Origin of the sequence: Xenorhabdus szentirmaii DSM 16338 (assembly GCF_002632585.1) — a bacterium.
Lineage (GTDB): Bacteria > Pseudomonadota > Gammaproteobacteria > Enterobacterales > Enterobacteriaceae > Xenorhabdus > Xenorhabdus szentirmaii.
On the sequence record NZ_NIBV01000002.1, the window covers coordinates 1,247,830 to 1,273,121 of the forward strand.

General features: G+C 43.2%; 21 protein-coding genes and 1 pseudogene. 16 read left to right on the forward strand and 6 right to left on the reverse strand.

What is annotated here, in order from left to right:
* Window position 1 precedes the first annotated feature (1 nt).
* From Xsze_RS15525 to Xsze_RS15540, 4 genes are read right to left on the reverse strand one after another with little or no spacing between them, the layout of a single operon-like run.
* Window positions 2–1,771: an ABC transporter ATP-binding protein gene (locus tag Xsze_RS15525; RefSeq protein WP_038233791.1), complete on the reverse strand. Its 1,770-nt coding sequence runs from the start codon at window positions 1,769–1,771 to the stop codon at window positions 2–4.
* Complete coding sequence (locus Xsze_RS15530) at window positions 1,758–3,623, reverse strand: ABC transporter ATP-binding protein (RefSeq protein WP_084616100.1); 1,866 nt, start codon at window positions 3,621–3,623, stop codon at window positions 1,758–1,760. Before Xsze_RS15530 ends, Xsze_RS15525 begins: the two co-directional genes overlap by 14 nt.
* On the reverse strand, window positions 3,613–4,878 hold the full coding sequence (locus Xsze_RS15535; protein WP_038233789.1) for an MFS transporter: 1,266 nt from the start codon (window positions 4,876–4,878) through the stop codon (window positions 3,613–3,615). Before Xsze_RS15535 ends, Xsze_RS15530 begins: the two co-directional genes overlap by 11 nt.
* Window positions 4,875–6,881: a TonB-dependent receptor gene (locus Xsze_RS15540; RefSeq protein WP_051462249.1), complete on the reverse strand. Its 2,007-nt coding sequence runs from the start codon at window positions 6,879–6,881 to the stop codon at window positions 4,875–4,877. The genes Xsze_RS15535 and Xsze_RS15540 overlap by 4 nt, the downstream gene beginning before the upstream one ends.
* Before the next feature lie 282 nt (window positions 6,882–7,163).
* Between Xsze_RS15540 and Xsze_RS15545 the strand changes: the two genes are divergently transcribed.
* The 15 genes and pseudogenes from Xsze_RS15545 to Xsze_RS15615 form a co-directional block, all read left to right on the forward strand.
* Complete coding sequence (locus Xsze_RS15545; RefSeq protein WP_038233786.1) at window positions 7,164–8,159, forward strand: helix-turn-helix transcriptional regulator; 996 nt, start codon at window positions 7,164–7,166, stop codon at window positions 8,157–8,159.
* Between the two features lie 665 nt (window positions 8,160–8,824).
* Window positions 8,825–9,214 carry a VOC family protein gene (locus Xsze_RS15550; RefSeq protein WP_038233784.1) on the forward strand — a complete coding sequence of 130 codons (390 nt, stop codon included), beginning with the start codon at window positions 8,825–8,827 and terminating at the stop codon, window positions 9,212–9,214.
* 434 nt (window positions 9,215–9,648) lie between these two features.
* The gene (locus Xsze_RS15555; protein ID WP_038233781.1) at window positions 9,649–10,134 is read left to right on the forward strand and encodes a PhzA/PhzB family protein; all 486 of its coding nucleotides are present in this window, start codon (window positions 9,649–9,651) and stop codon (window positions 10,132–10,134) included.
* A gap of 354 nt (window positions 10,135–10,488) precedes the next feature.
* Complete coding sequence (locus tag Xsze_RS15560; protein WP_051462248.1) at window positions 10,489–11,130, forward strand: pyridoxine 5'-phosphate oxidase C-terminal domain-containing protein; 642 nt, start codon at window positions 10,489–10,491, stop codon at window positions 11,128–11,130.
* Complete coding sequence (locus tag Xsze_RS15565) at window positions 11,111–12,208, forward strand: acyl-CoA synthetase family protein (RefSeq protein WP_051462247.1); 1,098 nt, start codon at window positions 11,111–11,113, stop codon at window positions 12,206–12,208. Before Xsze_RS15560 ends, Xsze_RS15565 begins: the two co-directional genes overlap by 20 nt.
* A complete protein-coding gene (locus Xsze_RS15570; protein ID WP_038233778.1) occupies window positions 12,208–13,605 on the forward strand; it encodes an aldehyde dehydrogenase family protein in 1,398 nt (465 codons plus the stop codon). Before Xsze_RS15565 ends, Xsze_RS15570 begins: the two co-directional genes overlap by 1 nt.
* Before the next feature lie 65 nt (window positions 13,606–13,670).
* Window positions 13,671–14,360 carry a class I SAM-dependent methyltransferase gene (locus tag Xsze_RS15575; RefSeq protein ID WP_038233776.1) on the forward strand — a complete coding sequence of 230 codons (690 nt, stop codon included), beginning with the start codon at window positions 13,671–13,673 and terminating at the stop codon, window positions 14,358–14,360.
* Window positions 14,361–14,386: 26 nt separating this feature from the next.
* Window positions 14,387–15,820, forward strand: a complete 1,434-nt coding sequence (locus Xsze_RS15580) for an MFS transporter (protein WP_051462246.1) — start codon at window positions 14,387–14,389, stop codon at window positions 15,818–15,820.
* A gap of 17 nt (window positions 15,821–15,837) precedes the next feature.
* Window positions 15,838–16,629, forward strand: a complete 792-nt coding sequence (locus tag Xsze_RS15585; protein WP_038233774.1) for an SDR family NAD(P)-dependent oxidoreductase — start codon at window positions 15,838–15,840, stop codon at window positions 16,627–16,629.
* A 4-nt stretch (window positions 16,630–16,633) separates the two neighbouring features.
* Window positions 16,634–17,779, forward strand: coding sequence for an acyl-CoA dehydrogenase family protein (locus Xsze_RS15590; RefSeq protein ID WP_038234108.1), 1,146 nt, complete (start codon window positions 16,634–16,636; stop codon window positions 17,777–17,779).
* An 82-nt stretch (window positions 17,780–17,861) separates the two neighbouring features.
* Window positions 17,862–19,358, forward strand: coding sequence for an AMP-binding protein (locus Xsze_RS15595; RefSeq protein ID WP_051462245.1), 1,497 nt, complete (start codon window positions 17,862–17,864; stop codon window positions 19,356–19,358).
* The gene (locus Xsze_RS15600; RefSeq protein WP_038233772.1) at window positions 19,348–19,593 is read left to right on the forward strand and encodes a phosphopantetheine-binding protein; all 246 of its coding nucleotides are present in this window, start codon (window positions 19,348–19,350) and stop codon (window positions 19,591–19,593) included. Before Xsze_RS15595 ends, Xsze_RS15600 begins: the two co-directional genes overlap by 11 nt.
* A complete protein-coding gene (locus Xsze_RS15605; RefSeq protein ID WP_038233770.1) occupies window positions 19,590–20,615 on the forward strand; it encodes a 3-oxoacyl-[acyl-carrier-protein] synthase III C-terminal domain-containing protein in 1,026 nt (341 codons plus the stop codon). Before Xsze_RS15600 ends, Xsze_RS15605 begins: the two co-directional genes overlap by 4 nt.
* Before the next feature lie 346 nt (window positions 20,616–20,961).
* On the forward strand, window positions 20,962–21,453 hold the full coding sequence (locus Xsze_RS15610; protein ID WP_071991725.1) for a DUF2165 family protein: 492 nt from the start codon (window positions 20,962–20,964) through the stop codon (window positions 21,451–21,453).
* Window positions 21,454–21,644: 191 nt separating this feature from the next.
* Window positions 21,645–21,800, forward strand: a pseudogene (locus Xsze_RS15615) (3-deoxy-7-phosphoheptulonate synthase); the annotation flags it as partial.
* Window positions 21,801–21,908: 108 nt separating this feature from the next.
* Here the strand turns inward: Xsze_RS15615 and dsbB are convergent.
* On the reverse strand, window positions 21,909–22,421 hold the full coding sequence (gene dsbB / locus Xsze_RS15620) for a disulfide bond formation protein DsbB (RefSeq protein WP_038233763.1): 513 nt from the start codon (window positions 22,419–22,421) through the stop codon (window positions 21,909–21,911).
* Window positions 22,422–22,599: 178 nt separating this feature from the next.
* A complete protein-coding gene (nhaB, locus tag Xsze_RS15625) occupies window positions 22,600–24,144 on the reverse strand; it encodes a sodium/proton antiporter NhaB (protein ID WP_038233761.1) in 1,545 nt (514 codons plus the stop codon).
* A gap of 323 nt (window positions 24,145–24,467) precedes the next feature.
* Here nhaB and fadR point away from each other — a divergent pair, with 323 nt between their 5' ends.
* Entirely contained in the window at window positions 24,468–25,190 is a 723-nt protein-coding gene (gene fadR / locus Xsze_RS15630) for a fatty acid metabolism transcriptional regulator FadR (protein ID WP_038233759.1), read from the forward strand.
* The last annotated feature ends 102 nt before the right edge of the window (window positions 25,191–25,292 follow it).

Below are 25,292 nucleotides of genomic sequence, written 5' to 3' on the forward strand. Positions count from 1 at the left end.
ATTAAGTCAAATATCCTGAATCTAAGTGCCAGTGCGCTTCTGAACCTAGGTGACTTTTCCAGAGAGATTGATAAAGCGGGCAACGCCGGAGCAATTCGTCATGGGTGCCGCTATCACAAAGGGTTCCATGATCCATCACCAGTATTTGGTCAGCGCGGGTTATCGTGCTGAGCCGATGAGCGATGACAAAAACAGTTTTGTTCTGAGTGAGGGAATCAAACCCTTCTTGTATCAACCGCTCATTTTCGGGATCTAATGACGCCGTTGCTTCATCTAAAAATAAAACGGGGGCTTGTTTGAGGAGCGCTCGGGCAATGGCGAGCCGTTGGCGCTCACCGCCGGACAATGTACCGCCGTCAACCCCCAAGAATGTGTCGTATCCTTGTGGCAAGGCCATAATCGTATCGTGAATATTGGCAAGGCGAGCGGCTTGTTCCAGTTCCTGCTGAGTTGCATTGGGTGCACCCAAACGAAGATTGTTGGCAACTGTATCCTGAAATAGCGCGGTTTCCTGAAACACCATGGTCACGGTGTCATACAGAGCTTGTGTCTGGTAATGATGGATAGGATTTCCGCCCAGTCGAATTTCACCTTTATCCAGTTGATAGAAAGCCAGCAACAAGTAAGCCAGTGTGGATTTACCACTCCCGCTTGGTCCGACAATGGCAGTCATGCTGCCTTGTGGCGCATAAAATGAAATGTTCCGGATGGCAGGCTGGTGATTGCCGGCGTAGCTGAATGAAATATTATTGACTTCAACATCATATTGAGCCGGAACGGGTAATGTTCCAGAAGCTTGCGTTGCAACAGCTTCAATCTCTGCAATGTGTGTTTCACCTGCCTGAGTCAGTGCGGTGACATTGATCAAGGGAATGATCCCCCGTAAAGGGGTGATAGTGGCAAACAGCAACAAAATGGTGATGAGCATTTCGGAGAGCGTGAGCACTTCCGGAGAGTGGAAGCGCAGGGCACTGACCAGTATGCCCACAACGACGCTGGTGTCGATAATGATGTAGAACAGACTCAGCAGCGGTATGCTTTTGAACACGCCCCGGCGGAATGCCATGCGCAATTGCTCAATTTCTTGATTAAAACGCTGCTCTACAACCGTGGTTGCCGCTGCCGCACGAATGAAAGCCATACCTTGTGCATATTCGACAATCGCTTCAGATGCATCAGCCATCATCGTGGATCGCTGGCGTAATATTTCATCGAGTCTTCGGCGAATAGCCGTCAGGGTGAGTAAACCCACCAGCAATATGGCTGACGCACTGCCAGCGACAACCCAGTCGAACCAGAACAGAGCCAGATAAATAAGCGTGAGCATCATGATCTGGCAGATGATTTGCGGCGTGGTATAAGCTGACTGATTTTCCTGCCATTGCACATCTTCGGAGAGTGTCAGTGTGATTTTTCCTGCACTGAGTCCCCGAATAGTCGCGACAGACATATTCACAAGGTGTTGCAGCAAAGAGCGGCGGATGGCGATGCCTAATCCATAGGCAGCAATGGTGAGTTTACGCAGTGCCCGGGACATAAAAGCGAACCGCAACAGCAGTAAAGTCACCAGGAGTGCCAGAGTGATCAGTGCCAGTTTATCGTTGCTGCTTTCTTTTAGATGGATCTCCTCCAGATGAGCAATCGCCCAGGCAGCGATGATAAGCTGAGCGATGATCGCAATGGTATCAAGTTGTTTATACAGCAATCCGGTTAACCAAACCCGTTGCAATTTCGGCGAAAGGTGTTGCTGAAGACGATTAAACAGTCCCATGATCATTGACTCCTGTTTCCGCATTTTCTCCCTGCCACGCTCTCCATTGAGCGGCGTAGGCCCCTTGTTGTGCCAGTAATTCATCATGGTTGCCTTGCTCAATGACACGGCCTTTATCCAGAACCACTATTTGATCAAGATGGCGGATGGTCGGCAGGCGATGGGCAATAACAATCACGGTCTTATTGACATCCGTCTGGGGGTTGCATAGTGCATTGAGTGCTTGCTGCATCTCTTTTTCACATTCCGGATCGGCGTAGGCGGTTGCCTCATCCAGAATCAGGATCGGTGCGTTTTTCAGGATAGCGGCGGCAACCGCGATACGCTGTTTTTCACCTACTGACAGACTGATGCCACCGTTAAGCACGGTATCGTAGCCTTGTGGCAATTGTTGGATAAACTGGTGTGCCTGTGCTGCGACAGCAGCGGCTTCAACTTCAGCTTGGGAAGCATCAGGGCAAGCCAGCCGGATGTTATTGGCGACGGTATCGTTAAACAGAAATACACGCTGAAAAACAAAAGAGATGTGGCTGCGCAAAGTGGATTCGTCCATGTTGCGGACATCAACCCCTCCGACAGTAATACTGCCTTGCTGCGGGTCCCAAAGACGGGCAATCAGGCTGGCTACTGTGGATTTGCCAGAGCCACTGGCGCCCACTAACGCCAATGAACTGCCGGCGGATACGGAAAAGGAAACATGATTTAATGCGTTATCCTGCTTTTCTTGATAAGAAAAACTGACGTTATGCAATGCGACATGGTGATCGGCTGGCGTTTGGCTCTGGGTGCAGGGGGCCAGTTCAGGCTGATTCATTAGCCAGTGATAACGTGTGATAAGTGCTTCTTGTTGTTGCAAGCGAGTCATGACCGCAAACATGGATGAGGCAATGTTGCCGAATGCCATGGCGGCCAGAATAAAGAAGGTGAACTCAAATACTGCGATCTCTTGTCGATTCAGCAGCCAGATTGCCAAAGGAAGTACAAACAGTAAATTAGCGCTGGAAAGGACAAAAAAGCGGCTGGATTTAACCTGCACTTTCTCAACCCAAACATCGATAACCCGTGTCAGGGCAGTAAATGCCTCTTCAGCACGCTGTAGTGCAACATTGCCGCTATTTCCGTCAGCGCTATTGGTGCCACTGGAATAGGTTTTCACCACAGGTATTGCATGGATAACTTCCCCCATTGTTGACGCTATGCGATTTTGGGCCGCGTAAAATTGCTGGCTTGTGGCCTGGACTTTCATCTGAATATAGATGAACAACAGGCATGCCCCCAGTGTCGGAGCAAATGCGGCCAATGCCAGCCGCCAGTCAATGGCCAGCATGACGCTCAGGGCGATCAGCGGGCCGAACAGGGTTGCTGACATCTCGGGAATAATGTGTGCAATGCCATCTTCAAGCTGTTCAACGTCATCCAACATCATCTTTTTGATTTCGGTACTGTCGGTCAGCATGAAAAAACCCAAGGGGACGGCTTTCAGTTTACGGCTGATGCGACGACGAACATCAGCCTGAACATCTGCTGCAATCAAATGAGATACAAATGTTGACCCACTGAAAGCCAACATTGCAGCAAAAGTGGCGCTCAATAACATGACACCGTAACTCAGGAGCCTGTCATTGTGCCCATCATAAATAGATTGGGTGATCAGGCCGGCAATGGCCGCCGGTAAAATTTGCAGGCCTGCGGAAACAACGGCAAGTGCCACAGCAACGTAACTCAGTGTGCGGTATGGTTGCATCATATTCCATAATGTCTTGACCACACCGGCATCAGCAGCACGTTGTTCAGGTGAATGTTCAGGAGAATGTTCTGGCGGATTTTGCGCAGAAGCGTCTTCATTGAGCATGGGTGATTTCCTTTTGGAAACTGCGGCGCTGGTGTAATGTCCAGAACAAACCTGCGAGGGTGAAGAATAATGCGAGAGCGAACAGGGTGGCATAGCCAGATTTGGCGACAATCAGCCCACCCAGCATGGAACTGAGGATCGCAACGCTCATATCGGTAGATTGCATCAACGCAAAATCCACACCGGACTGTGCACCTGTTGCCAAAGACATCATCTGAGTGTACAAGGCAACAAATTTGGCAGCGGTAATTAAGGTGATGCAGACGTATGCGGCTGCAAGTATGGATACTGAAGCAACCGGTTGTCGGGCAAGGACAAAAACACCCACCAGCACGATGCATTCAATCAGCATCAGGCCCAGCAATGTCCGGAGGGCGCCTAGCTTGCGTACAATGATGCCGCCACACAGAACACCACATAATCCGGCCAATGCGCCGCCGCTGGCAGCAATGATGCCAAGTTGGGTTAAATCTACGCCATGATCGACCAAAAACGGGGAGAACATGCCGAGCGACAGGCGTGTACTAATCATGCACAAGGGGATCAAAAGCAATGCTTGCCTGACTGAAGCGCGGCGTAATGCCTGCTTGAGTGACGGCGCTGCCGTTGTTTCTGAAACTCCCATGGCTCCTGAAATGCCCGGTTTTCTCTTTTCCTGGGTTTTTTGGATAAACAGAATAGGCAGAGACATCAGGAGAATAACGATGGCTAATGCGCCTGCGCCAATGTGCCAGCCATACAATGAAGTCAGATATAAAAAGAGTCCGCTGCCGATGATCGTTCCCAGATAACCTCCCCCAGCCTGCATGACATTGCCCCACGGACGATATTGTGGTGGCAATTGGTCTATGGCATGACCATCGGCGGTGGTATCGATTACCGTCAGGCAAAGTGTAATCAGAAACAGTGCCGTGAGGATCAGCGGCATATGTTCAGCGGGCTTTGCTGAGGCCATTAATAAAAACAGGATAAAAATCAAACCCGTTCCGCAGAGCATAATGCGGCGGGGATGAGTATTCCCCGTTCCTGATTTACGATAACGCTCAACAATAGGGGCCCAGAGAAATTTGCATGCCCAAGGCAACATCAAAAGATAAAGCAACCCTATTTTATCCGGAGTGACACCGTCACTCCGTAACAATGCAGGCATACTTTGTAACGTTAACATGCCAATGGTACTTTGGATGGTGTAAACACCCGCCAAAGTCAAAAGTAACAATGAAGTATGGCGAATATGTGAAGCCTTGCGCATCATAGTGATACGCTCACATCCAGCCCGACATTCAAGCCCTTGCTGCCCATATTCAGCGTGCTGTTTCCTTGCTGGAAAGCAGAAATACGGTACTTTTTGTTGCCCAGATTTTCGCCATACAGTCTGATGTTGACACCATGGGACATTTCTAAACTTAATGAAGCGTCATAAAGGGTATATGCCCCTTGCTCAAGCGTGTTTGCCTCATTGAAGTAACTCTTGGAGTAATGGCGGGCACCGGCATTAACATAGAGATTTCCCGGCAAAATTGTCTGATTGACAAGATAGTCAACACTGGCATTTAGCATGACATTGGGTGCATAAGGCAGACGCTTACCGTTGTAGCTGATGCCTGTTGTCGTATCAGTTGCATCCGTGAAGTTTGACTTGCCGATGCTTCCGCCAAGGGACAGTGCAAGCCCTTGCAATGGCTTGATCTGACTGCTCAGCTCGAGGCCTTTGCTTTCGGCCTTTCCTGCATTACGAATGGCTTGCATACCAACAGGGCCAACATAGATTTGCTTGTCTTTTGAACGGATATAATAAACAGCACCGTTTAATGTCATTGCATCTTCAAAGAATGAGGTATGCCAGCCAAGTTCATAATTATCGGAGAATTCAGTACGGTAAGATTTTCTGTCTTCAACGGAGGAGACAATATGATTGAAACCGCCGGGCTTGTAGCCTTTGGTCGAGGAAACATAGAAACGGGTATCAGGAGTCAATTGCCAGCCAAGAGCCGCTTTAGGCACAAACTCATTGTTGGAAACCTGATTGGTAAAAGCAGGGACAGCCATCATCCCGGAACGGCCGGCATAAGCTATCTGTGATTTTTCATGGGACAGGCGCCCGCCGAGCGTCAGATCCCATTGAGAAAACATCGGGAATTTAACTTCACCAAACAGTGCCAGCGATTTGGTTTTAATGGTATTCAGGGAATCAGAGTAGTAACCGGGGTAAGCACCGACCAGATGTTTATTGCTTTCATCAGATAACCAGCCACCGAGGATCGTCGTTATGCCATTTGAATAGGCAGAATTTAAGCGCAGCTCTTGAGTGGTGGCGTGGTGAGTCTCTTTCCATTTACCCCCGATGAAATCACGGAAAATATTGCGGTCCTGATAGGATGTGATGCTGGTTAATGCACTGCTGCCGAAATCATATTCAGCCTTGAGGGCATAACTGTTGACTCGTCGCGTCAAATCAGGGATAGGGCCGTTATATTCTTTCCGGCGAAGTTGTTCGTCAGTTAAATAAAGCTCTTCATGTGACTTGAGCTCTTCATGAGCAAAACTGAGTTCAGCATTGAAAGGGGACTCTTCCGGCGCAAATGTCAGTTTCCCTTTACCGAGCCAGGTTTTGCTGGAATCAATATTTTTCTCCCCGCGATTCGGGCTGTCAATGTGTCCGGATTCGTTTACCCAGCGCAGGCTTGCACTGCCATAAAGCATATCTTCAATAAGAGGTATTGATCCGCTGAAAGAACCCGATTTTTCCAATCCGGAGTAATTACCCGAAAGGTGAAGCAAAGGAGCTTCTTTTGGAGAGCGGGTGATAATATTGATCACGCCTGCCTGCGCGTTTCCGCCGTACAACGTTCCTTGAGGGCCACGTAACAGCTCCACACGTTCTATATTGATTAATTCTTGTGTCAGAAATTGGTGATCCTGAGGAACGCCATCAACATAAATTTGGATGGAAGGCGAATAATAATCGGGTGAGCTGATCCCACGAATAGTGGTTGCCGAATAAACCCGGTTGCCGCGAGCACGGATCTGTAACCCCGGAAAAGCGCGTTCGAGGTCTTGTACCTGAGTAATACCCGCTTGCTCAAGTTCCTCGCCGGTTTTAACCAAAATGCTGCCGTTAACCTTATTTAATGCTTCTTCTCGCTTATTGGCTGTGACAATCAAAATATCATCGTTGCTTTCAGGAGAAGGTGCTGCCCAAGCCACAGGTGAAATCAAACAACACACAACAGATGCTTTAGCATATCTTTTTTTCATAGAATTACTCTTCGACGCTCTTTTAAATTTTATTTCACAGGGAGATAAACGAAAACGTGAAGGAGATTAGCGGGGCTCAAAAAGAATAACTAACGGGATAGGGACAAAAGTAGCGCATTACGTACTATTGATAATGATTATCATTAGTGTTAGATTGCTAAAAATTAACAGCATGTATATATATTAAATAAAATAATAACGTCTTTATCATATATAGTGTGTTGTTCTGCCATGGAAATGGCTTTTTAAATGGTATTTTGAGTTGAATTTACAGGGGATCTTATGGAGACGATCTATAGTGAGAAATTAAGAGTTTTCACTACTGACCATTTCAATCACACGAACTCACGGATGGGGGAGGATAACACAAACCCTTCAATACAAACTGAGGAGTTATCTGACGGCATTCACATCAATCGGAGCCGTTTCGAACTCAATCAGGATTTCACCGAATATTGCGAAGGGCCACCAACCGTATCAATTGCCTTTATTTTAAGCGGAAAAGGGAAGATGGCAATTGAGAAAGGTGAAATTTTGGATATTAATCCAGGAACAATGTTATTTTTTTACTCGCCTAAAATAACGCGCGGCATGAACTTATTTGGTTGTGGAGAATGGCATATCCTTGATATTCGATTCTCTCTGAACGAAATAAAAGCTCAGGAATTGCCCTGTTTTACCCAATTAACGGCAGGTTTTGAAAAAAACGCGGGTTACAGTGATGTATTAATGATGGCTCGTCCCATTTATCCGCAATTTATGCAGATAGTTAACCAAATAGAAGAGTGCCAATTAAATGGCAACATCAGGAAGATGTATTTAAAAGCAAAAGCGTTAGAGATCCTCGCTTGTATGATCGCGCAGATTTATGAGTGCCAATATAACGCCATTAATGGTTTACAGCGTCGTGCTGTTTATAACGCAATAAAAATAATTAACAGCGACTATCATTACCCTTGGACAATCAAATCGCTATCAAAAGCCGTGGGATTGAATGAGCGGAAATTAAAAGAAGGATTCCGGGCAGTTGCTTTTCACACTTTCCATCAATACTTAGAAAACGTTCGTATGACGGCGGCAGAAAAGTTGCTGAAAAAAGGAATGAGTGTTATTGAGGTGGCAGTAGCGGTAGGTTACTCCAGCCCAAGCCACTTTTCTAAACGTTTCCGGAATCATTATTTGGTCAACCCGAAAGCATGGCAGGTAAAGTATGCCGTGAATCATGTTATGCCGGTAGAATTGCGCATAACAAAAAACCAAAAGAAGTTGCTGACATAACGTGAGTTAATCAACCTGAATTTCGTTTAAGAAAGGAAAGAAAAAAACTAAATGCCTGAGGCACGATCAATCTTTTTGCTTAGAAAACAAAATAGTAAGAATCCTCAGGCTGTGACAGCCTTAGAAGAATTTCTGTGCTGCATCGATGGTTTTTGCTAGAAAAATTATTCCTTCTAGAACCACAAGTTACTGAGAATAATTTGCTTAAGCGTTATCAATCATGCCTATGTTTCTTGCAAATTGAGGTGATTAAATAAAGCTGGGGTCTGGCTGCCAGCATGACTTTCACAATATGACTGGATCTGAACGATTGTTTTAATTTGCTTTTAGGCAAGAATGGATTAGTGTTCTGTCTAACTTAGGCGGGGTTTTGGACTAGAGGCGCTTTGGACTGAAAAGTCCTTTAATTGAATTTGAAACTTGCTATTTTTTGTTTTTAACATATCATTTTTACTAACTTATCTGTAATAAAAAAACATATTGCATTTTTGTTGCTGTGAGGTTATTTTTTTCGTGGAAGTCTAGTGGCTTTTGTTATGAGCGCCTTGCTGACAAATTGCTTTATCAGTATTTATTTTTGAATTCTTTTAGTTTTGTTAATATTTTCATTGCTAATTATATCAATAATGCTGACGTCGATATTTTGTTAAAGTTGAGGAGTTTTTATGAGTAGTGCGACTTCTGGTCCAATGGCGGCCAATTTGCAACTAGTTTATGTTTCTGATGTTGAGCGCTCAACCACTTTCTACAAATCTCTATTCAAGACAGATCCTATTTTTATTACCCCGCGTTATGTGGCTTTTCGTGCCTCTTCTTCTGGTGATGCTCTTTTTGCTCTTTGGTCTGGTGGTGAAACACCTGATCTGCAAGTTCAACGTTTTAATGAAATTGGTATCATGCTGCCAACAAGTGATGATGTTGAGCAACTATTCCAAGAATGGCAAGGTAATTCAGATATTGAAATTGTAAAAGAACTATATACAGAAGTATTTGGGCGAACCTTCCTTGTAAAAGATCCTGATGGTCACATTATTCGAGTTTGCCCGTTGGATTAATAAGATGTAGAAACTATTAGATATTCATCCGGGGTTCCGTATTGATTCGGGAATTTTGTTTAATCGGGAATATCTACATGTCAGTAACAAATTTCTACTTTTGGGCTTCTTTGGAAAAGTGAATTTTTAAAAATTATTCATAGCGCCAAAGAAGCTTATATTAGTTCTATCGTGAAAATATATTGTGTTACTGATTTTAATGACAAAGAATTTAATCAATCATTAATATTATAAAGTAATTCTGATTTATATTGTTTAATTATCTATTGTTGGTATTACAACAATTAAATTGTAAAGCAAAAAATTCAATGAAATCAATAAATACTCGACGGTATTAATTTTTCACCTATAAAAGGTTAAATAATATATTATCTTCTGTTTTTAGTGGGAATAAAGAAAAACTATTTAAAAATAACTATTTCAATAGGTTTTTTATGACTAAACATAATGATAATTTTGATCAGCTTCGTGAAAAAAATCGTAAGACTGTAGAGAAATATTTAGAACTGACCAAAGGCGAAGCTCGCTTAAAAAGACATGAGCTTTTTGCGGAAGATGCGGAAGATGCAGAAGGCGGATTATGGACCACAGAAACAGGTGAGCCAATAGTTATACGTGGTATTGAGAACTTAGAGCGCCATGCTCACTGGTCACTTCAATGTTTTCCTGATTGGGAGTGGTACAATATCAAAATCTTCACAACTGATGACCCTGATCATATTTGGGTTGAATGTGATGGTCACGGTATTATTCGCTTACCTAATTACCCTGAAAGTTACTATGAAAATCATTTTATTCATTCTTTCGAGTTACGTGATGGGCTAATCATACGTAACCGGGAATTCATGAATCCTATCAATCAACTTAAAGCCCTTGATATTGTTGTTACGAAAATAAATCGACAAGGTATACCTAGTTAATTGTTACTTAAAAATCATTTGGTAATAAGTATTTTATTCATCATTCAATATTCGTTTTTATGTTGTGGATGATTGGCGTTAAATTAACTTTCTGAATAAATAATTCAATTCAATAATTTAATAAAATAATAAAATGAGCAGAAAATTAAAATATAAGTCTTATGATTTAGGCAATATTCGTATTCCTTCCCACCAACCGTTAAACCGGAAAATAAAAAAGGATCATGTGCATTATTAATTCATAATATGCAACGTTACTTTGTGCACGCTTTACTGGATAAACCGGCAAATTATTGATGCGCTTTTTTAATCAATGTGCCCGCTCCGATTAAAGGGGATGAAAGAAAGAGAAAAATGAAGAAACTCAAATCATTAACCGGACTGCTGGATGTGCCTTTTCCGCACTATGATAATCCGTCTCCCTCACCGGAGACAGTGATAAAAGCGTGGTTAGCACGGGCACGGAATGACGATGTCTGTGAGCACGATGCCTATACGCTGGCTACGCGCAATGCTGATGGTGATATTTCAATGTGCACGGTGTTTCCTGTCCGTTTTGATGGTGATGTCTTGTTATTTGCGACGCACCGCTCCAGTCGCAAAGGTCAGGATATTGACTCAACAGGCTCTGCCGGTTGCCATATCTATTGGCGTGAGCTGGGGCGCCGGTTAAGTCTTTCCGGGTCAGCGATATTGGCTTCTGATTTGGCTTCCGGTGAAGTGGCTGAGGCGGTTTGGTATGCACAGGACCCTGCATATGATCCGGTGTCAACGGTGTCTTATCAAAGTACCCCACACACGAATATTCCGGCCTTATTCCATGAAGCCGCTAAATATGACGGGAAAAGTAAATTGCCGCGCCCTGAGCGTTTTGTTGTCTATCAGCTCATCATCGCGTGCTGTGAATTCTGGGCAGTCGATGCATTCCGTATGCATAAGAGACTGGTTTATAAACGAACCGAAAAGGGATGGAAAAATGAACGATTACAGCCATGAAATTGAGCAGATAACGGCAGCGCAGGCCTGTCAGGATCCTAACCGTTTTGTTCAGGCTGTCATGAAATGGCATTTTTCTGAAGAAACGGGAACCGATTTTTGGCTGGCGATGCGTCAGGAATTGCCGTTTAACCCGTTGAGTGACATTAATACATTTGATGATTTGCGGAAATTCCCCGATATTTCGGCACGCCTTCGCACAACGCCGGTTCAGTCTCTTCAGCCACGGGGATTGCAGCATGATCGACAGGTTTCTGTGTATGAAAGTGGCGGAACAACCGGAACGCCAAAATATGTTGTCGCCTATGATGCCTGGATTGAAGCGCTGATTGACTGGCGCATGTCATCGTATAAAGATCGCCCGGGCAGGCCAACCGGCAATACACTGGCGGCCGTCCCTTCTGGGCCGCATCTCGTCGGGGCGATAAATAGAGTGCGTGCACAAAAGCTGGGTGGCCTTTGTTTTATGATTGATATTGACCCACGCTGGGTTAAGCGTTCAATCCGTGAAGGCAATATGGCTTATGCTCGCCGTTATTCTTCCCATCTGGCTGATCAAATTGAAAATACACTGCTTAATCAGGATATCCGTTTTCTTGTAACAACGCCGCCCATATTGCGTGAATTGGTGAAACGAACGGAGCTGGTTACGCATATGAAACGTTCTTTAGCGCAAATTACATTAGGCGGAACAGAACTCAATCTGGATGAAGTGAAGTTTATTGCTCGTGAAATTCTGCCTGAATGTGAATTCAGTGCGAGCTACGGCAGCACTTCTGCATTAGGTGTATCACGGTCACGGCTGATTACGGCAGACAGTGTTCGGGTGGAATATAACAGCTTTGCGCCCTTTATTACCTATGATGTGGTTGATCGCGATACGCAGGCAACGGTTGATTATGGTCAACGGGGAACTGTTGTCGTTTCTCACCTCAGCCGTTATGCCTTTTACCCCCGGATCTTGGAAAGAGACACGGCAATTCGCTTACCCGGGGGCGGGCAAATTGGGGACAATCTGGCAGATATTGCTGCTGAGGTAACGTTTAGTGGCCTTAAAGTCATTGAAGGGGTCTACTAATGTTAGAGCTGGATGAGAAGACTCCGGAATTACCACTAATAGAAGCAATTACACCGATTACGCAGAAACGTTTTATTCAGCAAAAAGTGATTAACAATATTCAGGGAACGCCTGTGGGAAAGATAACACAGGTACCTGCAATATATGCGCATTATACCGTGAATTGTCTACGCCAAGGAGAATCGCTTTCTATCGAGAAGCGGGATGAAGCATTACAAAAAGCGGCTGAACTCTTTATGAATGGCAAATTGTGTGGCTTAACGGTAGAGGATTATGTTGCAAAGGTTGTTTCAGTGACTGGCCTTCCTGAGCATATTATTAAAAATGCGGTCAGAAGTATTGCTTATGCGACAGCATCTGGGGTGCATTTAGCTAAATTGGGCATTCCACAAGGTGTACCGGAAGATAATACAGGCCGGGTTTTAGAAAACGGATGTGCGCAAAGTGTTCGGCGAGGAGATGTACTCGCAGTGATTGCACCGGGTAATGGGCCGGGTGTCCATGCGATTTGGCCACAGGCAATAGCGCTTGGCTATAGAGTTATATTACGTCCTTCTGATCGTGAGCCTTATACGGCACAGCGTCTGATTCAGGCAATGTCTGAATCAGGTTTGGGGAATTATGCAGCAATGCTGCCTTCTGATCATAGCTTGGTTGACGAATTGCTTGAATTTGCTGATCTCAGTGTAATTTATGGCGGAAAAGCACTTGTTGATCGTTTCGCCTATCGTTCGGATGTCTTGGTACAAGGCCCTGGGCTATCAAAAATTGTGATTGGTGCTGATTATCCCCGGAATGCTGCATTAGAACTGGTTTTTGAATCGGTTATGGGATTAGGGGGAGCCGCCTGTGTTTGTACGAGCAGTGTACTTGTGGAGGGTGATGCTGTTGCTTTTGCACACGAATTTTATGCTTATGCATCCGAGAGATTGAAAAATGAGTCGGAACAACATCATTATCTTCCCCAACTTTCAGCTGAACGCTATTCATGGTGGTCAGAACAAGTCACACAGTATGCCGATTTTTTAGTACAACCACCGGATGTGTTTGACACGCTATCAGGCGTAAAACGTGTAATGCCATTGATTATGTTGGCTGAATCGTTTGACAGCCCGTTAATTCAGTCAGAATTTCCGGTTGCGGCAGTGACTTTTGTCCCTTTTCGCTGTGACGATGACCTTGATGTTATTGCTCCTGCGTTAGTGGTGACTGTAGCGTCAAAAAAACCATCTTTAATTTCCCGTATTTCTGATATTCCGGCTATTCGTAATTTGTATATCGGTCAGGTTCCTACTGTTTGGATGCAGCCTCATGTTCCCCATGATGCTTTTATTGCTGAGTTCTTAATGACAACACGAGGTTATCGTGTGGCTTATCCTGCATCAATGAGTGGGTAAATGATCTCTATGTTCAGTAATGAAAAACTAACAATTGTTTATGGAAATAGGTTTAGGTGAAAGTCATGAGTAATGTAAAAAATAATGAATATGACAGAGCAGATTTTCAAGGGGTATACCAAGGAAAATCACTTATAGAAAGTGCTGAAATTAAAACAGTTCCTTGGGAAATAGGGCGTGCCCAACCTGTTGTTTGTGACCTTTTGAAAAAGGGGGCACGCGGGAAATTATTGGATGTCGGTTGTGGTTTAGGGCGCAATGCTGAGGCAGCCGCGGAAATGGGTTATGATGTTACCGCTATCGATAATGCCCCTACTGCCATTGAGAGTTGCCAAGACAGACAAATGACGAACCATATCAGATTCAAAGTTGCTAATGCTTGTGCAACAGGGCTGAATGAGACATTTGACACAATTTTGGACTCTGCTACCTATCACGCTATTCCTTCTAATGATCGTGCCGCTTACATGGGTGAAATGCGCCGCTTAGCGAATGAGGCGACTGAATATCACTTGATTACGTTTGCTCCTTCAGTTCGCGGAATGCCCAAGCCTCTGGCTATTGAGCTATCTGAAATTGTAGATACGGCAGAAAAAAGTGGTTGGCAAATTGAATCAGTTTCTCGTGTTGAATACAAAGGTAATGCGGAGGCAATTGCTGATTTTTGTAAGAAGAAAAACTTAACTATTTTGCTGGATGAAGAAGGACTTACTCGTTTACCAAGCTGGCACATCATACTGAAAACTGTTCTTTAATAAAAATTTGTCGGTCAGGGGTAGCGATGAACCAGCGGAAAATGGCATTTTTCGGACTCTGTGTTGGCTTTTTTATTGCGATGATGGATATCACAACAGTACCGTTGATTTATACCTCATTAATTGCAGAGTTTAAAGTCACACCAGTAATGGCAGCATGGGTTAATAATAGTTATCTAATTACCTATGCGGGCTTTCTTTTATTGGGGGGACGGTTAGGTGATGCTTATAATCGAAAAAACCTTATTGTCAGTGCATTGATTATTCTCTCTATTGGCGCATTGGTAAGTGGTTGTGGCCAAACACTTATGCAGGTTATCGTTGGTCGGGCATTGATGGGAGTTGGTGCTGCCCTGTTGACGCCGCAAAGTATGGCTTATATCTCTATCCTTTTTGCACAAGGGGGACGTGGTACAGCTTTGGGTATTTGGGGTGCAGTTGCTGGTATTGCTACTGCGACAGGGCCTGTAGTGACTCAGTTTTTTCTACAAGTTGCTGATTGGCGCTGGATCATGTGGATAAACATTCCTATTGCGCTGCTAGGATTAGTCATTATCACGATGTATTTACCTGCTGCGCCTGGTAAAGGGTTAAAAGGGAGAGAGTTTCTTATTAATGGGGCTTTTGGTTTCTCTCTGGCAGCTATTATTCTGGGTTTGCAGTTAATTCATGGCGCAGGAGGTATCAATCCCATAACGGTACTTCTGTTGGTGTTGGGAAGTGTAATTGTTGTTTGGTTATTGCGTTATGAACTGCGTCATCGGGCAGAGTGTATTTTACCTGTCAAGATTTGGCAGGATAGGGTCTTCTTACGGACTTGTTTAGTCTCCGGTCTTCTTGGTTTTGGTGTGACAGCATTCTATCTACCATTAGCTTTCTTGATCGAAATTCGCATGAATTTTGGGCCATTCGCAATCAGTATGATTATGATTACGATTGCACTTGCTAATGCGTTAACTGGGCCAATAGCAGGTCATTTTTCAGATAAAATAGTTCCTGAAGTTATCATTCGTTATGGTTTGTCTACTTTTGCTCTGGCAGTACTACTGTTGGGCGGTATAGGGATATTTGCCACAGGAGGTTCAATTGCATTTATCGCTATGATAATCGCGATGGCACTGGCGGGTGCAGGGGCTGGATTAGCATTTGCACCTCTGGCTAATCTTGCATTAAGTCGGGCTGTACCAACAGCAATAGGCAGAGCAGCGGCATTTTTCAACGGCTCACGGCAGTTGATGAGTGCCTTAGGCAGCGTTATCGTTGCTGTACTGTTTGATTATGTTGTCAATCAATCCCCTCTGGAAGGCGCATCAAGTATCTCAGAGAAGTTGCAACCGTATTCTCCTGTGGTTGCTTCTGCGGCACTCGTTTGTTTCTTATTAATTGCACTGTGTTTAGTTACAGGAGCATGGTTATCTCACAGTCATTCCTCAAATGATAAAAATATTTCTCAGAGTTAATCAAAGGAATTAGAAATATGAATACTTGGGTTGTTAGCGGTTGTTCAAATGGTTTAGGTCGATGCTGGACGAATTCTATTATTAGGGAACGCCATGATCGCGTTATTGGTATCACGCGTTCTGAGGATATTGCTCATGAAATGGTAGAACTTTATCAAGATAGTTTTATTCCTTGTATTGCTGATATTCGAGATGAGCAAATACTTGCAGAAAAGCTTCCTGCATTAATACGAAAAGTGGGTATTCCAAATCGGATCGTAACTGCTGCGGGTTATGCTCAGTTTGGTACGTTAGAGGATCTGTCTACACAGCAATTGCGTGAGCAGTTTGAAACAAATGTTGAAGGGACGCTTAACGTTATTAAACCGCTATTGCCGTTTATGCGGAAGTTGCCAGAAGCAAGGATCCTTGTGGTATCAAGCATGAGTGGAGTTGCTTGTTGGCCACTTTTAGGGGCTTATCAAATAAGCAAATACGCGATTGAAGCGATTGGGGAAACGTTGAGATTGGAACTTGATAATACACCGATCCAGGTTGGGATTATTGAGCCAGGTCCTTATAAAACGGGGTGGGCAACAACTTCAGCACGCCGAGAAAAAATAAGTGATGCTTATGATGAAGATATGCTGAGAAAGCGGGCTGCTTGCGGTTTTACTGTTGAAGAGCCTACAGCGAGCTTGCCATTTTTCTGGAAGATGTTTGATACACCCGTCATGCCTGTTCGTATAGCAACGTCTGCCCCATTTGTAGATTTAGTTTGTGCGCAAGCTGAAGAAAAAGTACAGGCATGGAGGAAATTCTTTGAATAGCCATATGATAAATGAGCAAGCAATCTGGCATAGCGAGATTGGGGCTATCATTGCTGCTTATTCCCTGGAGGAAAAAACAGAAACTCCATCTGCTCACACTATGTCGGTATTGCAAGACAAAACCGTACTGAAAATATTGGATGAAACTTCACCAACAGGCCCGGGTAAATTATCGGATGTTGTGGCAGTGTGCTGTGAATTAGGCAAAGTTGATGCTTCATTAGCTTGGTTAGTTGGTGTTGCTAATGCGGCGTGGTCGATGAGAGCCAATTTTTCTTTGTCTGAATCGGTTTGTGCTGCCATGAATAAAAATGCCATGTTGTCTATGGTGCTGGGGCGACCAGCCACGCTTAAACCAGCACCAAAAGGTGAAGGATGGATTTTAAACGGCGAATGGAAATATGCTTCAGGATACCCTTGGTCATCGTATTTTTTCGGCCTGGCTATGTCTGATGATGGTCATGTCCGTGTTGTTGTTGTGCCATCTGATGATTTACATATCATCGCCCCATGGCAATCAACGGGATTGATTGGAACTCAAAGTGTCACTATTCGAGCACAAGATGTGTATGTTCCTGAAATGCATACTGTAGAGTATCAATCCATTCTTTCAGGTAAATCCCGCCATCATCATGATAAGCCTTCTTATTCGAGTTATTTCACCGGGGTTTTAATGAACTGCCTGGTTGGTTCGATGTTAGGTGCAACGGAAGGTGCCATAAATTATGTGATAGGAAATATACAACGCCCTATAGCTGGCAGTACGTATGCAGCTATGGATCATTCTGATCCCATTCGGTATGAATTAGGGCGGTTAAGTAGTGCCTTTGACCTATTGATACGTGCTGCTGAGTATAACGCGAGTGTCATAGATGATGCTGTGTACAACAGAATAGTGCTTACGAATCGGCAACGTGTAGAAATCCGGGCACGGGCCACACAAATTATGCGCGGGTGTACAGAAACAGTTCAGTCCTTGTTGTGGCTTTATGGCTCATCAGGATTGGAGACAAGCTGTCCTCTAGAAAAAATTTGGCGTGATATCAATGTGGGAACACGCCATGGAGGTTTTGCGAAGCTTGTCCCAGAAGAATTGGCAGGAATTACGTTGTTAGGGGGTGATCCAACAACGCTTTCACACATGTTCTGAGTGATTCGTTTTTTCATTCGTTGCTGCATCAGTGATGTGTAGCAATGCGGTGGAAAATGGTGCTGTTGATGAAGGATAAGCTATGAAAAATCATATTAGCCCATGGAAAATAAACACGGGAATAAAAGTCCTTGATGATGTACTCACAAGTGCCCTTGAAGAGCAACCTGATGCAAAAGCATTGATTAATGCAGAAAGAGTCTATAGCTATCATCAGTTAATTTCTGCTGCCGATACGTTAGCCAAGCAATTCAACAACATGGGAATCAATGAAGGAGACAGAATTGCACTGGATGCACCGAGAAGTTGTGAGTTATTTATCGCTACGATGGCCTGCCTATTATCTAGCATCTCATTTATTTTTGTACCTAGATCAATAAAAAAAGAGCAAAAAATGAAATTTGCTGTGCAGACGGGCTGTGCGGCGATTTTTTCTCTTTCTGATGAGTTTGTTGAATTGAAGGCACAATCTCTTGATATGGGTAATGTATTGATATTACCTGATGCTCCTCTTTCGAGAGCGCCTCATCAATTATCCGGAAAAGAGATCTATTGTGTACGTACTTCTGGAACAACAGGAGAACCTAAAATTGTTCCTATTCATGCTCGGCAACTTCAGGCATTTTTAAGCAATGTCCGTAGTGTATTTGCTATCCCACAAGGAAGGCGCTGGTTGTGGATGCATGATCTTTCATTTGATTTATCTATATGGGAAACCTTAGGCTGCTTGGTTCATCGTGGTTCTTTGGTGGTATTGGAAGAAGAGGATAAACGTGATCCTGGCCTGATTTGGCAGGTGTTAGAGCGAGAAAAAATAAACCAAATTATGATGACACCCTCTGAGTTTCGTTACATTTTCAGTAAGAATTATTTATCATATTTTCCCCGTCTATCATTAAACGAAATGCTTCTTGGCGGTGAAAAGTTGTCTGTCGAAATGCTGAAACCCTTTTTCTCCGCTTTCCAATCCCAAAAAATGAAATTAGTCAATGTTTATGGTCCATCAGAAACAACCGTATTTTGCTCTTCACATATTGTGACCGAAAATGATCTTCAAGCGGGTTCTATTCCTATTGGTAAGCCATTTCCCAATATGTATTTTTCTTTGGAAAACCGGGAGAGTGATGGTAGTGGGGATTTATTATTGGAAGGGAACCAGGTTTTTGAAGGATATGAAGGACGCTTGCTTGAACGAAAGGGCTATCTGACGGGGGATATTTGTCGGTGTGACGACCAAGGTGAGTATCACTTTATTGGCCGAAAAATGGGGTTCTATAAGATCAACGGATTCCGTGTTGACCCCATGGAAATTGAGGAGTTCTTGAAATCTATTCCTGGTGTTGGTGAAGCGGTGGTCTGGGTCGATGAAACTTCAGAAAATCTGTCTTTATTATATGCCTGCGTAAATGTGATGGCTGGTGTGACTTTGTCAACTCGAGATTTGAGAATGGAATGTACACAACTTGCAACATGGTTACGACCTGCCCGTTATTTAATTGTTCCTCAGAATGAGTGGCCGATGAATACAACAGGAAAAACGGACAGAGCTGAATTGAAAAGGAGGATATATGAAAAATAACGAACAGATGCTCAGTATCTTGTTACATGAAGTACAAATTATGCTCAATGAACCAGATGTAAGAGAAGATGATAATTTCACTGAATTGGGCGGTAATTCAATTATGGCCATGCAAATTGTTGAAACCTTGAAAATACGAGACGGTATTTTGGTGAGTTCGGCCCAATTACTGGGTGCCCGCATCGCTCATATTGAATTAAAGCGAATGGATGAAGGAAACGGGGAGCAAAAATGAAAATTTTAAGTATAGATTATCAGCTAACCCGGCCTGTATGTATAAAAGAGGTTGAGCACCCTAATAAAATGCAGATAGAAACCATTCAATATGCGGGCTATAACCAATTTTGGATTGAACCGAACAGTACTCGGGAAATGGCGTCAGTGGCTGTACAAAAAGCACTTTCTAGTTCAGGGATTCAGGCTAAAGATATTCATTTTATTGTCGCGGGGCAATCAGGTATGCCAGATTACATTGGCATTGATTTCTCCTGTCAGGTTGGAGCAGAACTGCAATGTTCTGATATTCGCACTGTGAATTTGGTTGAAGGATGTGGGAGTGGCATTAGTACTTGGTTTCACGCTGAATCGCTGGCTAGAAAGCTGCCTTTGGGGAAAGTGGGCTTAGTTGTTGTTGCTCAACGTGTCAGTGAGGTGCACCAAGATAGATTTGGCACGATGAATGCGATCTTAAGCGATGGGGCAGCTGTTGCTGTTGTTGCTTCTGATGACTGGCAAACATCTACGCCGACATTACATTACCTTTCCGGTGATGATATGTCCGATTGCCGTTATGTTGACATGATGCGCGTTGAGTATGGTGGTGGTTGTCAACCTGTGCTACCAGAAGGCTATGATGTTCGTTATGATAAATTAGGCCGTGAACGAATCATGGATATTTATCAGTTCACGCCTGATGATCTAAAAGAATTTCTAGCATTACGCCAAGATAACACTATCAAGATTATTAAAAGGGTTATGGCTCAAATTGATCGTCCCCTAAATTCACCATTCTTATTACAAACATTGGAAGGTGTACAAAGTATTAAGGAGCTTTGTAGAAAAATGGATATTTTACCAGAAAGAAGTAATCTGAATTTAATTTCTGAGTTGGGGCATGTTGGATGCACCGATTTGCTCATTTCGTTGAAAATTTTGATTGATAGAGGAGATATTCAGCCCGGTGATGATATTATCATGAGTACGATTTCTAGTGGGTTAAAATGGGGAGCTGCTATTTTCCACTACGGTAAGGGATAAACCTAAATTAACTTTCATAATAATGACGTCAGCTGAGGAATTAATTTATATTATTCAGGTTAAATGTAATGTTTGGTAGGCCGAATCAATTCATGATCACCTTGTTAGCAACCTTTATATCTTAAGATAAAAAAGATTATACAAGGTGATTTGCGACTATAATTGTTATTTTATAATTTGAGTGCAGAGAATTATAAAATGATTGTTAAAACTGTCAGGTTGATTTTTTGTGATTGATATCATGTAATGATGGTGTTTTTACATATCCTATGAAATTTTGTATCTAATATTATTAATATTCAAAGGTTGTCTATTAATGTAACAGACAGTAAGAAGAGGTACTAAGATGATAACGCTAAGTGGTATTACTTTAATTAAATTAGTTGTGGTGTTGGGGTTAGCTATTTGGTGTTTGCTGGAATCGTGGGGATTAATAAGAGATTTTATTGGCTCTAAAAGAGCTATCGGTAGGATTATGAATATGGAATTGTTGGAGGAAGAACCTGTTACCCCAACAAAACTATTGAATCGCCGCATTTCCAATGAATGGTGTCATTGGGTTAGCACTGTAGTATTTATTGCATTTAATCTGGTTTCATCGTTATTGCTCTTTATTGCCGTCTATTATTTTTTCGAAGGAGGGATGATAGAAAATCGCGCCCAAAGCCAGTTCTTGCTGTGGGCAAATTATGGCATTGCTATGTTTATTGGTATGAGTTTTGCGTTAAGTTACGTTGGGCTTTGGTTTGCTTATTACGTTAAACAAAGTGATTTAATGCTTGTACATTTTGTCTTAATGACTTTAGGTGTGGTAAGTGCTGTTATTGTTAATTTATAGGTTGGTTGATTAGAAGTCTTTCAGGTTATTGTGAATTATCATAAGTAATAAAAAGAGCCTGATATAGCTAAAATAGGCGATGTTTCCCGAATTAGATAAAAAAAGAGAGTGTCGAATTTATATCGGGAAATAATTGAGCAATATAATTATATTGATATGGGATAATGATAATGCAAGAAAATGAAAGTAAGATGGAACACTTCATTATTCCTGATGAGCATCTTGTGATAATTCCAGAGCAACTTAAGGCAGAGTTTCCCTTGCCAGCACAACAGCAAGCGGAGATTGAACATTCTCGAAAAACAATTGCGGATATTATTGCGGGCCACACTCCTTGCCTCTTAGTTTCGGGGTGAAAATGAGTTCACCGGCCATGCAGGGGGATATTCCCTATGAATAACAAGTTGCAGCCTTATTGCCTGCATCTTGAAATCCATAGGGTTTTCTCTGGATATCTATTTTTTTCCGCGAACAATCTGGCTAACCAACACCAATACGGCAATCAGTAAATAAGCAGCAAAAATACCGATCAACCATTGCGGCATATCCAGCGTTAAAAACTCCCATTGCTTCATTGAACAGTCACCATACGCTTCAAATACAGTTGGCAACCAATTGTTCAACGGTAACCATGACGGGAAACTGACAAAAAATTCACAGGTATTAAATGGGGAAGGGTATAACTGCATCATGGTGTGATCCCACGCCAGACGTAACCCTTGCCAGGCGCTGTAAACCCATAGCAGGACAGCCAGCCAGCGTAACGGGGTTTTAGGTGCAATGGCCCCAAGCAATGCAGCGATGAGAATGCCAAACAGGGCCACACGTTCATAAATACACATGACACAAGGTTGCAACTGCATGATATGTTGAAAATAGAGTGCAATGGACTCCAGTATAAGTGCTGTCAGCGCCATTAATAACCAAGCGCTTCGCCCTTGGGAGCTTTGTTTAAGAAATTGAAACATTTTTCGTTATTCCCATATTCAATACATTTAATTGGTTTATTGTGCCGTTTCATCCGCAATAAACAAATAAAATTAAAATCAACAAAGCTATTTTTTCAGTAAAGACAATAATAAAAAACCGGATAGTGTTTTTTTATACACTATCCGGCAGGATACAATGAATGAATCCAGGTAATAATTACAGCGGAGTAATTATTCCCAGCTCGGTGAGGTATTCTGTCGCCGGAACAAGCCAGAATTCAACGCACAATAGACCCACTAAAGTCATGACAATAGTATAAGGCAATGCCATCATGACCATGCGGCCATATGAGAGGCGGATCAGCGGAGACAATGCCGAGGTTAGCAGGAACAGGAAGGCTGCCTGTCCGTTTGGTGTTGCCACAGAAGGGAGATTGGTTCCTGTATTGATGGCAACCGCCAAATATTCGTATTGTTGTTGCGAAATCAGGCCGTTTTTCAGCGCAATCAGGGCTTCATTGATGTAAACCGTACCAACGAAGACGTTATCAGAAACGGCGGAGAGTAAGCCGTTAAATAAATAGAATAAAGAGAGCTGTGAAGATGGTGATGATTGCAAAACATATTGAATGAACGGGGTAAACAATTGTTGATCGACAATCACAGCAACGACGGAGAAAAACACGGTTAATAATGCCGTGAATGGCAGGGCTTCTTCAAATGCTTTGCCCAATGCGTGTTCTTCCGTAATGCCACAAAAAGCGGTCGCCAGAATAATCACAGACAAACCAATCAGCCCCACTTCCGCCAAATGGAAAGCCAGCGCCACAATCAACCAAATGCCGATCAGTGCCTGAACAACCAGTTGGGCTTTTTCCTGACGGGTACGTTTTTCACTGGCTTTCTTGGCATAGTCCTGTAAAACCGTGCGAACACGCTCAGGCAATTCAGCACCATAGCCAAACAGTTTAAAGTGCTCGACCAACAAACATACCGCCAGACCGCAAATAAAGACAGGAAGGGTAACGGGTGACATACGGATAAAGAAGTCGACGAAATTCCAACCCACATGTTTGGCAATGATCAGGTTTTGTGGTTCTCCGACCATGGTCATCACACCACCCAATGCCGTGCCGATACCTGCATGCATCATCAGGCTGCGCAGGAATGAACGGAATTGTTCCAATGTCTGCCTTTTATCGTCACTGTCAATGAACTTATCGTCGCCCAGTTCAAAATCCCCATGTTGGGAAAGAAATTGGTGGTATATGGCATAAAACCCGACGGAAACACTGATGACGACGGCAATGACGGTCAGGGCATCAAGGAAAGCGGATAAGAAAGCACTTGCCAGACAGAATGCCAGTGCCAACATTTTTTTGGAACGAATGTTTAACAGTAATTTGGTGAAAACAAACAGCAACAGCTGTTTCATGAAGTAAATGCCTGCCACCATGAAAATCAACAGCAAAATAACTTCCAGGTTATTGCTTATTTCATGGCCCACTTGTTTGGGTGATGTCATCCCGATGATAACGGCCTCAATAGCGAGTAACCCGCCAGGTTGCAGGGGATAGCATTTTAAGGCCATTGCCAGCGTGAAGATGAACTCGACAACGAGCATCCAACCCGCAATAAAAGGGCTGACAAAAAAATAGACCAGTGGATTAATGATAAGAAAGACGGTAATCGCCAACTTATACCAATCCGGCGAGTTGCCGAGAAAGTTTTTCACCACCGCGCGTCGTATACTGATTTCCATTATTATTAATATTCCTCTTGTAGATACATAGAACAAAACTAAACTGCCAAATCTGGGTAATCAAACTTTAGGCAATATATACCCATTGCCTTTCAAGTTTCAGCTCTGTTAACGCATCTTGAAATCCATTGGGTATAATATGCCCCACACGATAACAACTTAAGGAGGTCAGGTCATAATGAATCCATTGATCATTACGTCTTTTTATGAACCTTTTCACTCTTTCGTGGTTTATTTATCAGGTAACTATGTCGAGCAGGCACATTCTGGTATGATCACCCGCTATTATTAGCCAGGAAAACTGCTTTGGAATAATTAAAATTATGGTAATTAAGGCTCAAAGTCCTGCGAGTTTCGCGGAAGAGTATATCATTGAAAGTATTTGGAATAATCGCTTTCCTCCCGGTACTATACTGCCAGCAGAGCGTGAATTATCTGAATTGATCGGTGTCACCCGTACGACTTTGCGTGAAGTATTGCAGCGCCTTGCCCGTGATGGTTGGTTGACTATTCAGCACGGAAAGCCAACAAAGGTTAATAACTTCTGGGAAACTTCCGGTCTTAATATTCTGGAAACATTGGCGCGTCTTGATCATGATCGCGTTCCTCAGTTAATTGATAATTTATTGGCAGTACGGACTAATATCGCCGCTATTTTTATTCGGACAGCATTTAAGAATAACCCTGAGAAATCATTGGAAGTTTTGGCGGAAAAAGAAAACGTGGAAGATACATCAGAGTCTTTCAGCTCTGTGGATTATGATATTTTCCGGGGGTTGGCTTTTGCATCAGGCAATCCCATTTATGGCCTGATTATTAATGGATTGAAGGGGTTATATACTCGGGTGGGGCGTTATTATTTCTCCAGCCCTGAGGCACGTAAGTTAGCATTGAATTTTTACCAACAATTAAGTTCACTTTGCCAGGATAAATCTTATGACAAGATTATGGATTGTGTGCGTAACTACGGGAAAGAGAGTGGAACTATTTGGCACACGATGCAAAGTGACATGATCAATGATTTCACTGAGACTCATCTTGGTTGATGATTCATTTTCTGATTTAACTTATTGATTTAAATTATTAATTTGAAACGTTGTTGATTGCGCGTTTCCCCTGGCTATACAGAAACTGTGCAGCCAGGGATT

Bases quoted from the DNA above. Each gene is read 5' to 3' on its own strand.
- Xsze_RS15525 (WP_038233791.1), bottom strand. From the start codon at position 1,771: ATGGGACTGTTTAATCGTCTTCAGCAACACCTTTCGCCGAAATTGCAA.
- Xsze_RS15530 (WP_084616100.1), bottom strand. From the start codon at position 3,623: ATGCTCAATGAAGACGCTTCTGCGCAAAATCCGCCAGAACATTCTCCT.
- Xsze_RS15535 (WP_038233789.1), bottom strand. From the start codon at position 4,878: ATGATGCGCAAGGCTTCACATATTCGCCATACTTCATTGTTACTTTTG.
- Xsze_RS15540 (WP_051462249.1), bottom strand. From the start codon at position 6,881: ATGAAAAAAAGATATGCTAAAGCATCTGTTGTGTGTTGTTTGATTTCA.
- Xsze_RS15545 (WP_038233786.1), top strand. From the start codon at position 7,164: ATGGAGACGATCTATAGTGAGAAATTAAGAGTTTTCACTACTGACCAT.
- Xsze_RS15550 (WP_038233784.1), top strand. From the start codon at position 8,825: ATGAGTAGTGCGACTTCTGGTCCAATGGCGGCCAATTTGCAACTAGTT.
- Xsze_RS15555 (WP_038233781.1), top strand. From the start codon at position 9,649: ATGACTAAACATAATGATAATTTTGATCAGCTTCGTGAAAAAAATCGT.
- Xsze_RS15560 (WP_051462248.1), top strand. From the start codon at position 10,489: ATGAAGAAACTCAAATCATTAACCGGACTGCTGGATGTGCCTTTTCCG.
- Xsze_RS15565 (WP_051462247.1), top strand. From the start codon at position 11,111: ATGAACGATTACAGCCATGAAATTGAGCAGATAACGGCAGCGCAGGCC.
- Xsze_RS15570 (WP_038233778.1), top strand. From the start codon at position 12,208: ATGTTAGAGCTGGATGAGAAGACTCCGGAATTACCACTAATAGAAGCA.
- Xsze_RS15575 (WP_038233776.1), top strand. From the start codon at position 13,671: ATGAGTAATGTAAAAAATAATGAATATGACAGAGCAGATTTTCAAGGG.
- Xsze_RS15580 (WP_051462246.1), top strand. From the start codon at position 14,387: ATGAACCAGCGGAAAATGGCATTTTTCGGACTCTGTGTTGGCTTTTTT.
- Xsze_RS15585 (WP_038233774.1), top strand. From the start codon at position 15,838: ATGAATACTTGGGTTGTTAGCGGTTGTTCAAATGGTTTAGGTCGATGC.
- Xsze_RS15590 (WP_038234108.1), top strand. From the start codon at position 16,634: ATGATAAATGAGCAAGCAATCTGGCATAGCGAGATTGGGGCTATCATT.
- Xsze_RS15595 (WP_051462245.1), top strand. From the start codon at position 17,862: ATGAAAAATCATATTAGCCCATGGAAAATAAACACGGGAATAAAAGTC.
- Xsze_RS15600 (WP_038233772.1), top strand. From the start codon at position 19,348: ATGAAAAATAACGAACAGATGCTCAGTATCTTGTTACATGAAGTACAA.
- Xsze_RS15605 (WP_038233770.1), top strand. From the start codon at position 19,590: ATGAAAATTTTAAGTATAGATTATCAGCTAACCCGGCCTGTATGTATA.
- Xsze_RS15610 (WP_071991725.1), top strand. From the start codon at position 20,962: ATGATAACGCTAAGTGGTATTACTTTAATTAAATTAGTTGTGGTGTTG.
- dsbB (WP_038233763.1), bottom strand. From the start codon at position 22,421: ATGTTTCAATTTCTTAAACAAAGCTCCCAAGGGCGAAGCGCTTGGTTA.
- nhaB (WP_038233761.1), bottom strand. From the start codon at position 24,144: ATGGAAATCAGTATACGACGCGCGGTGGTGAAAAACTTTCTCGGCAAC.
- fadR (WP_038233759.1), top strand. From the start codon at position 24,468: ATGGTAATTAAGGCTCAAAGTCCTGCGAGTTTCGCGGAAGAGTATATC.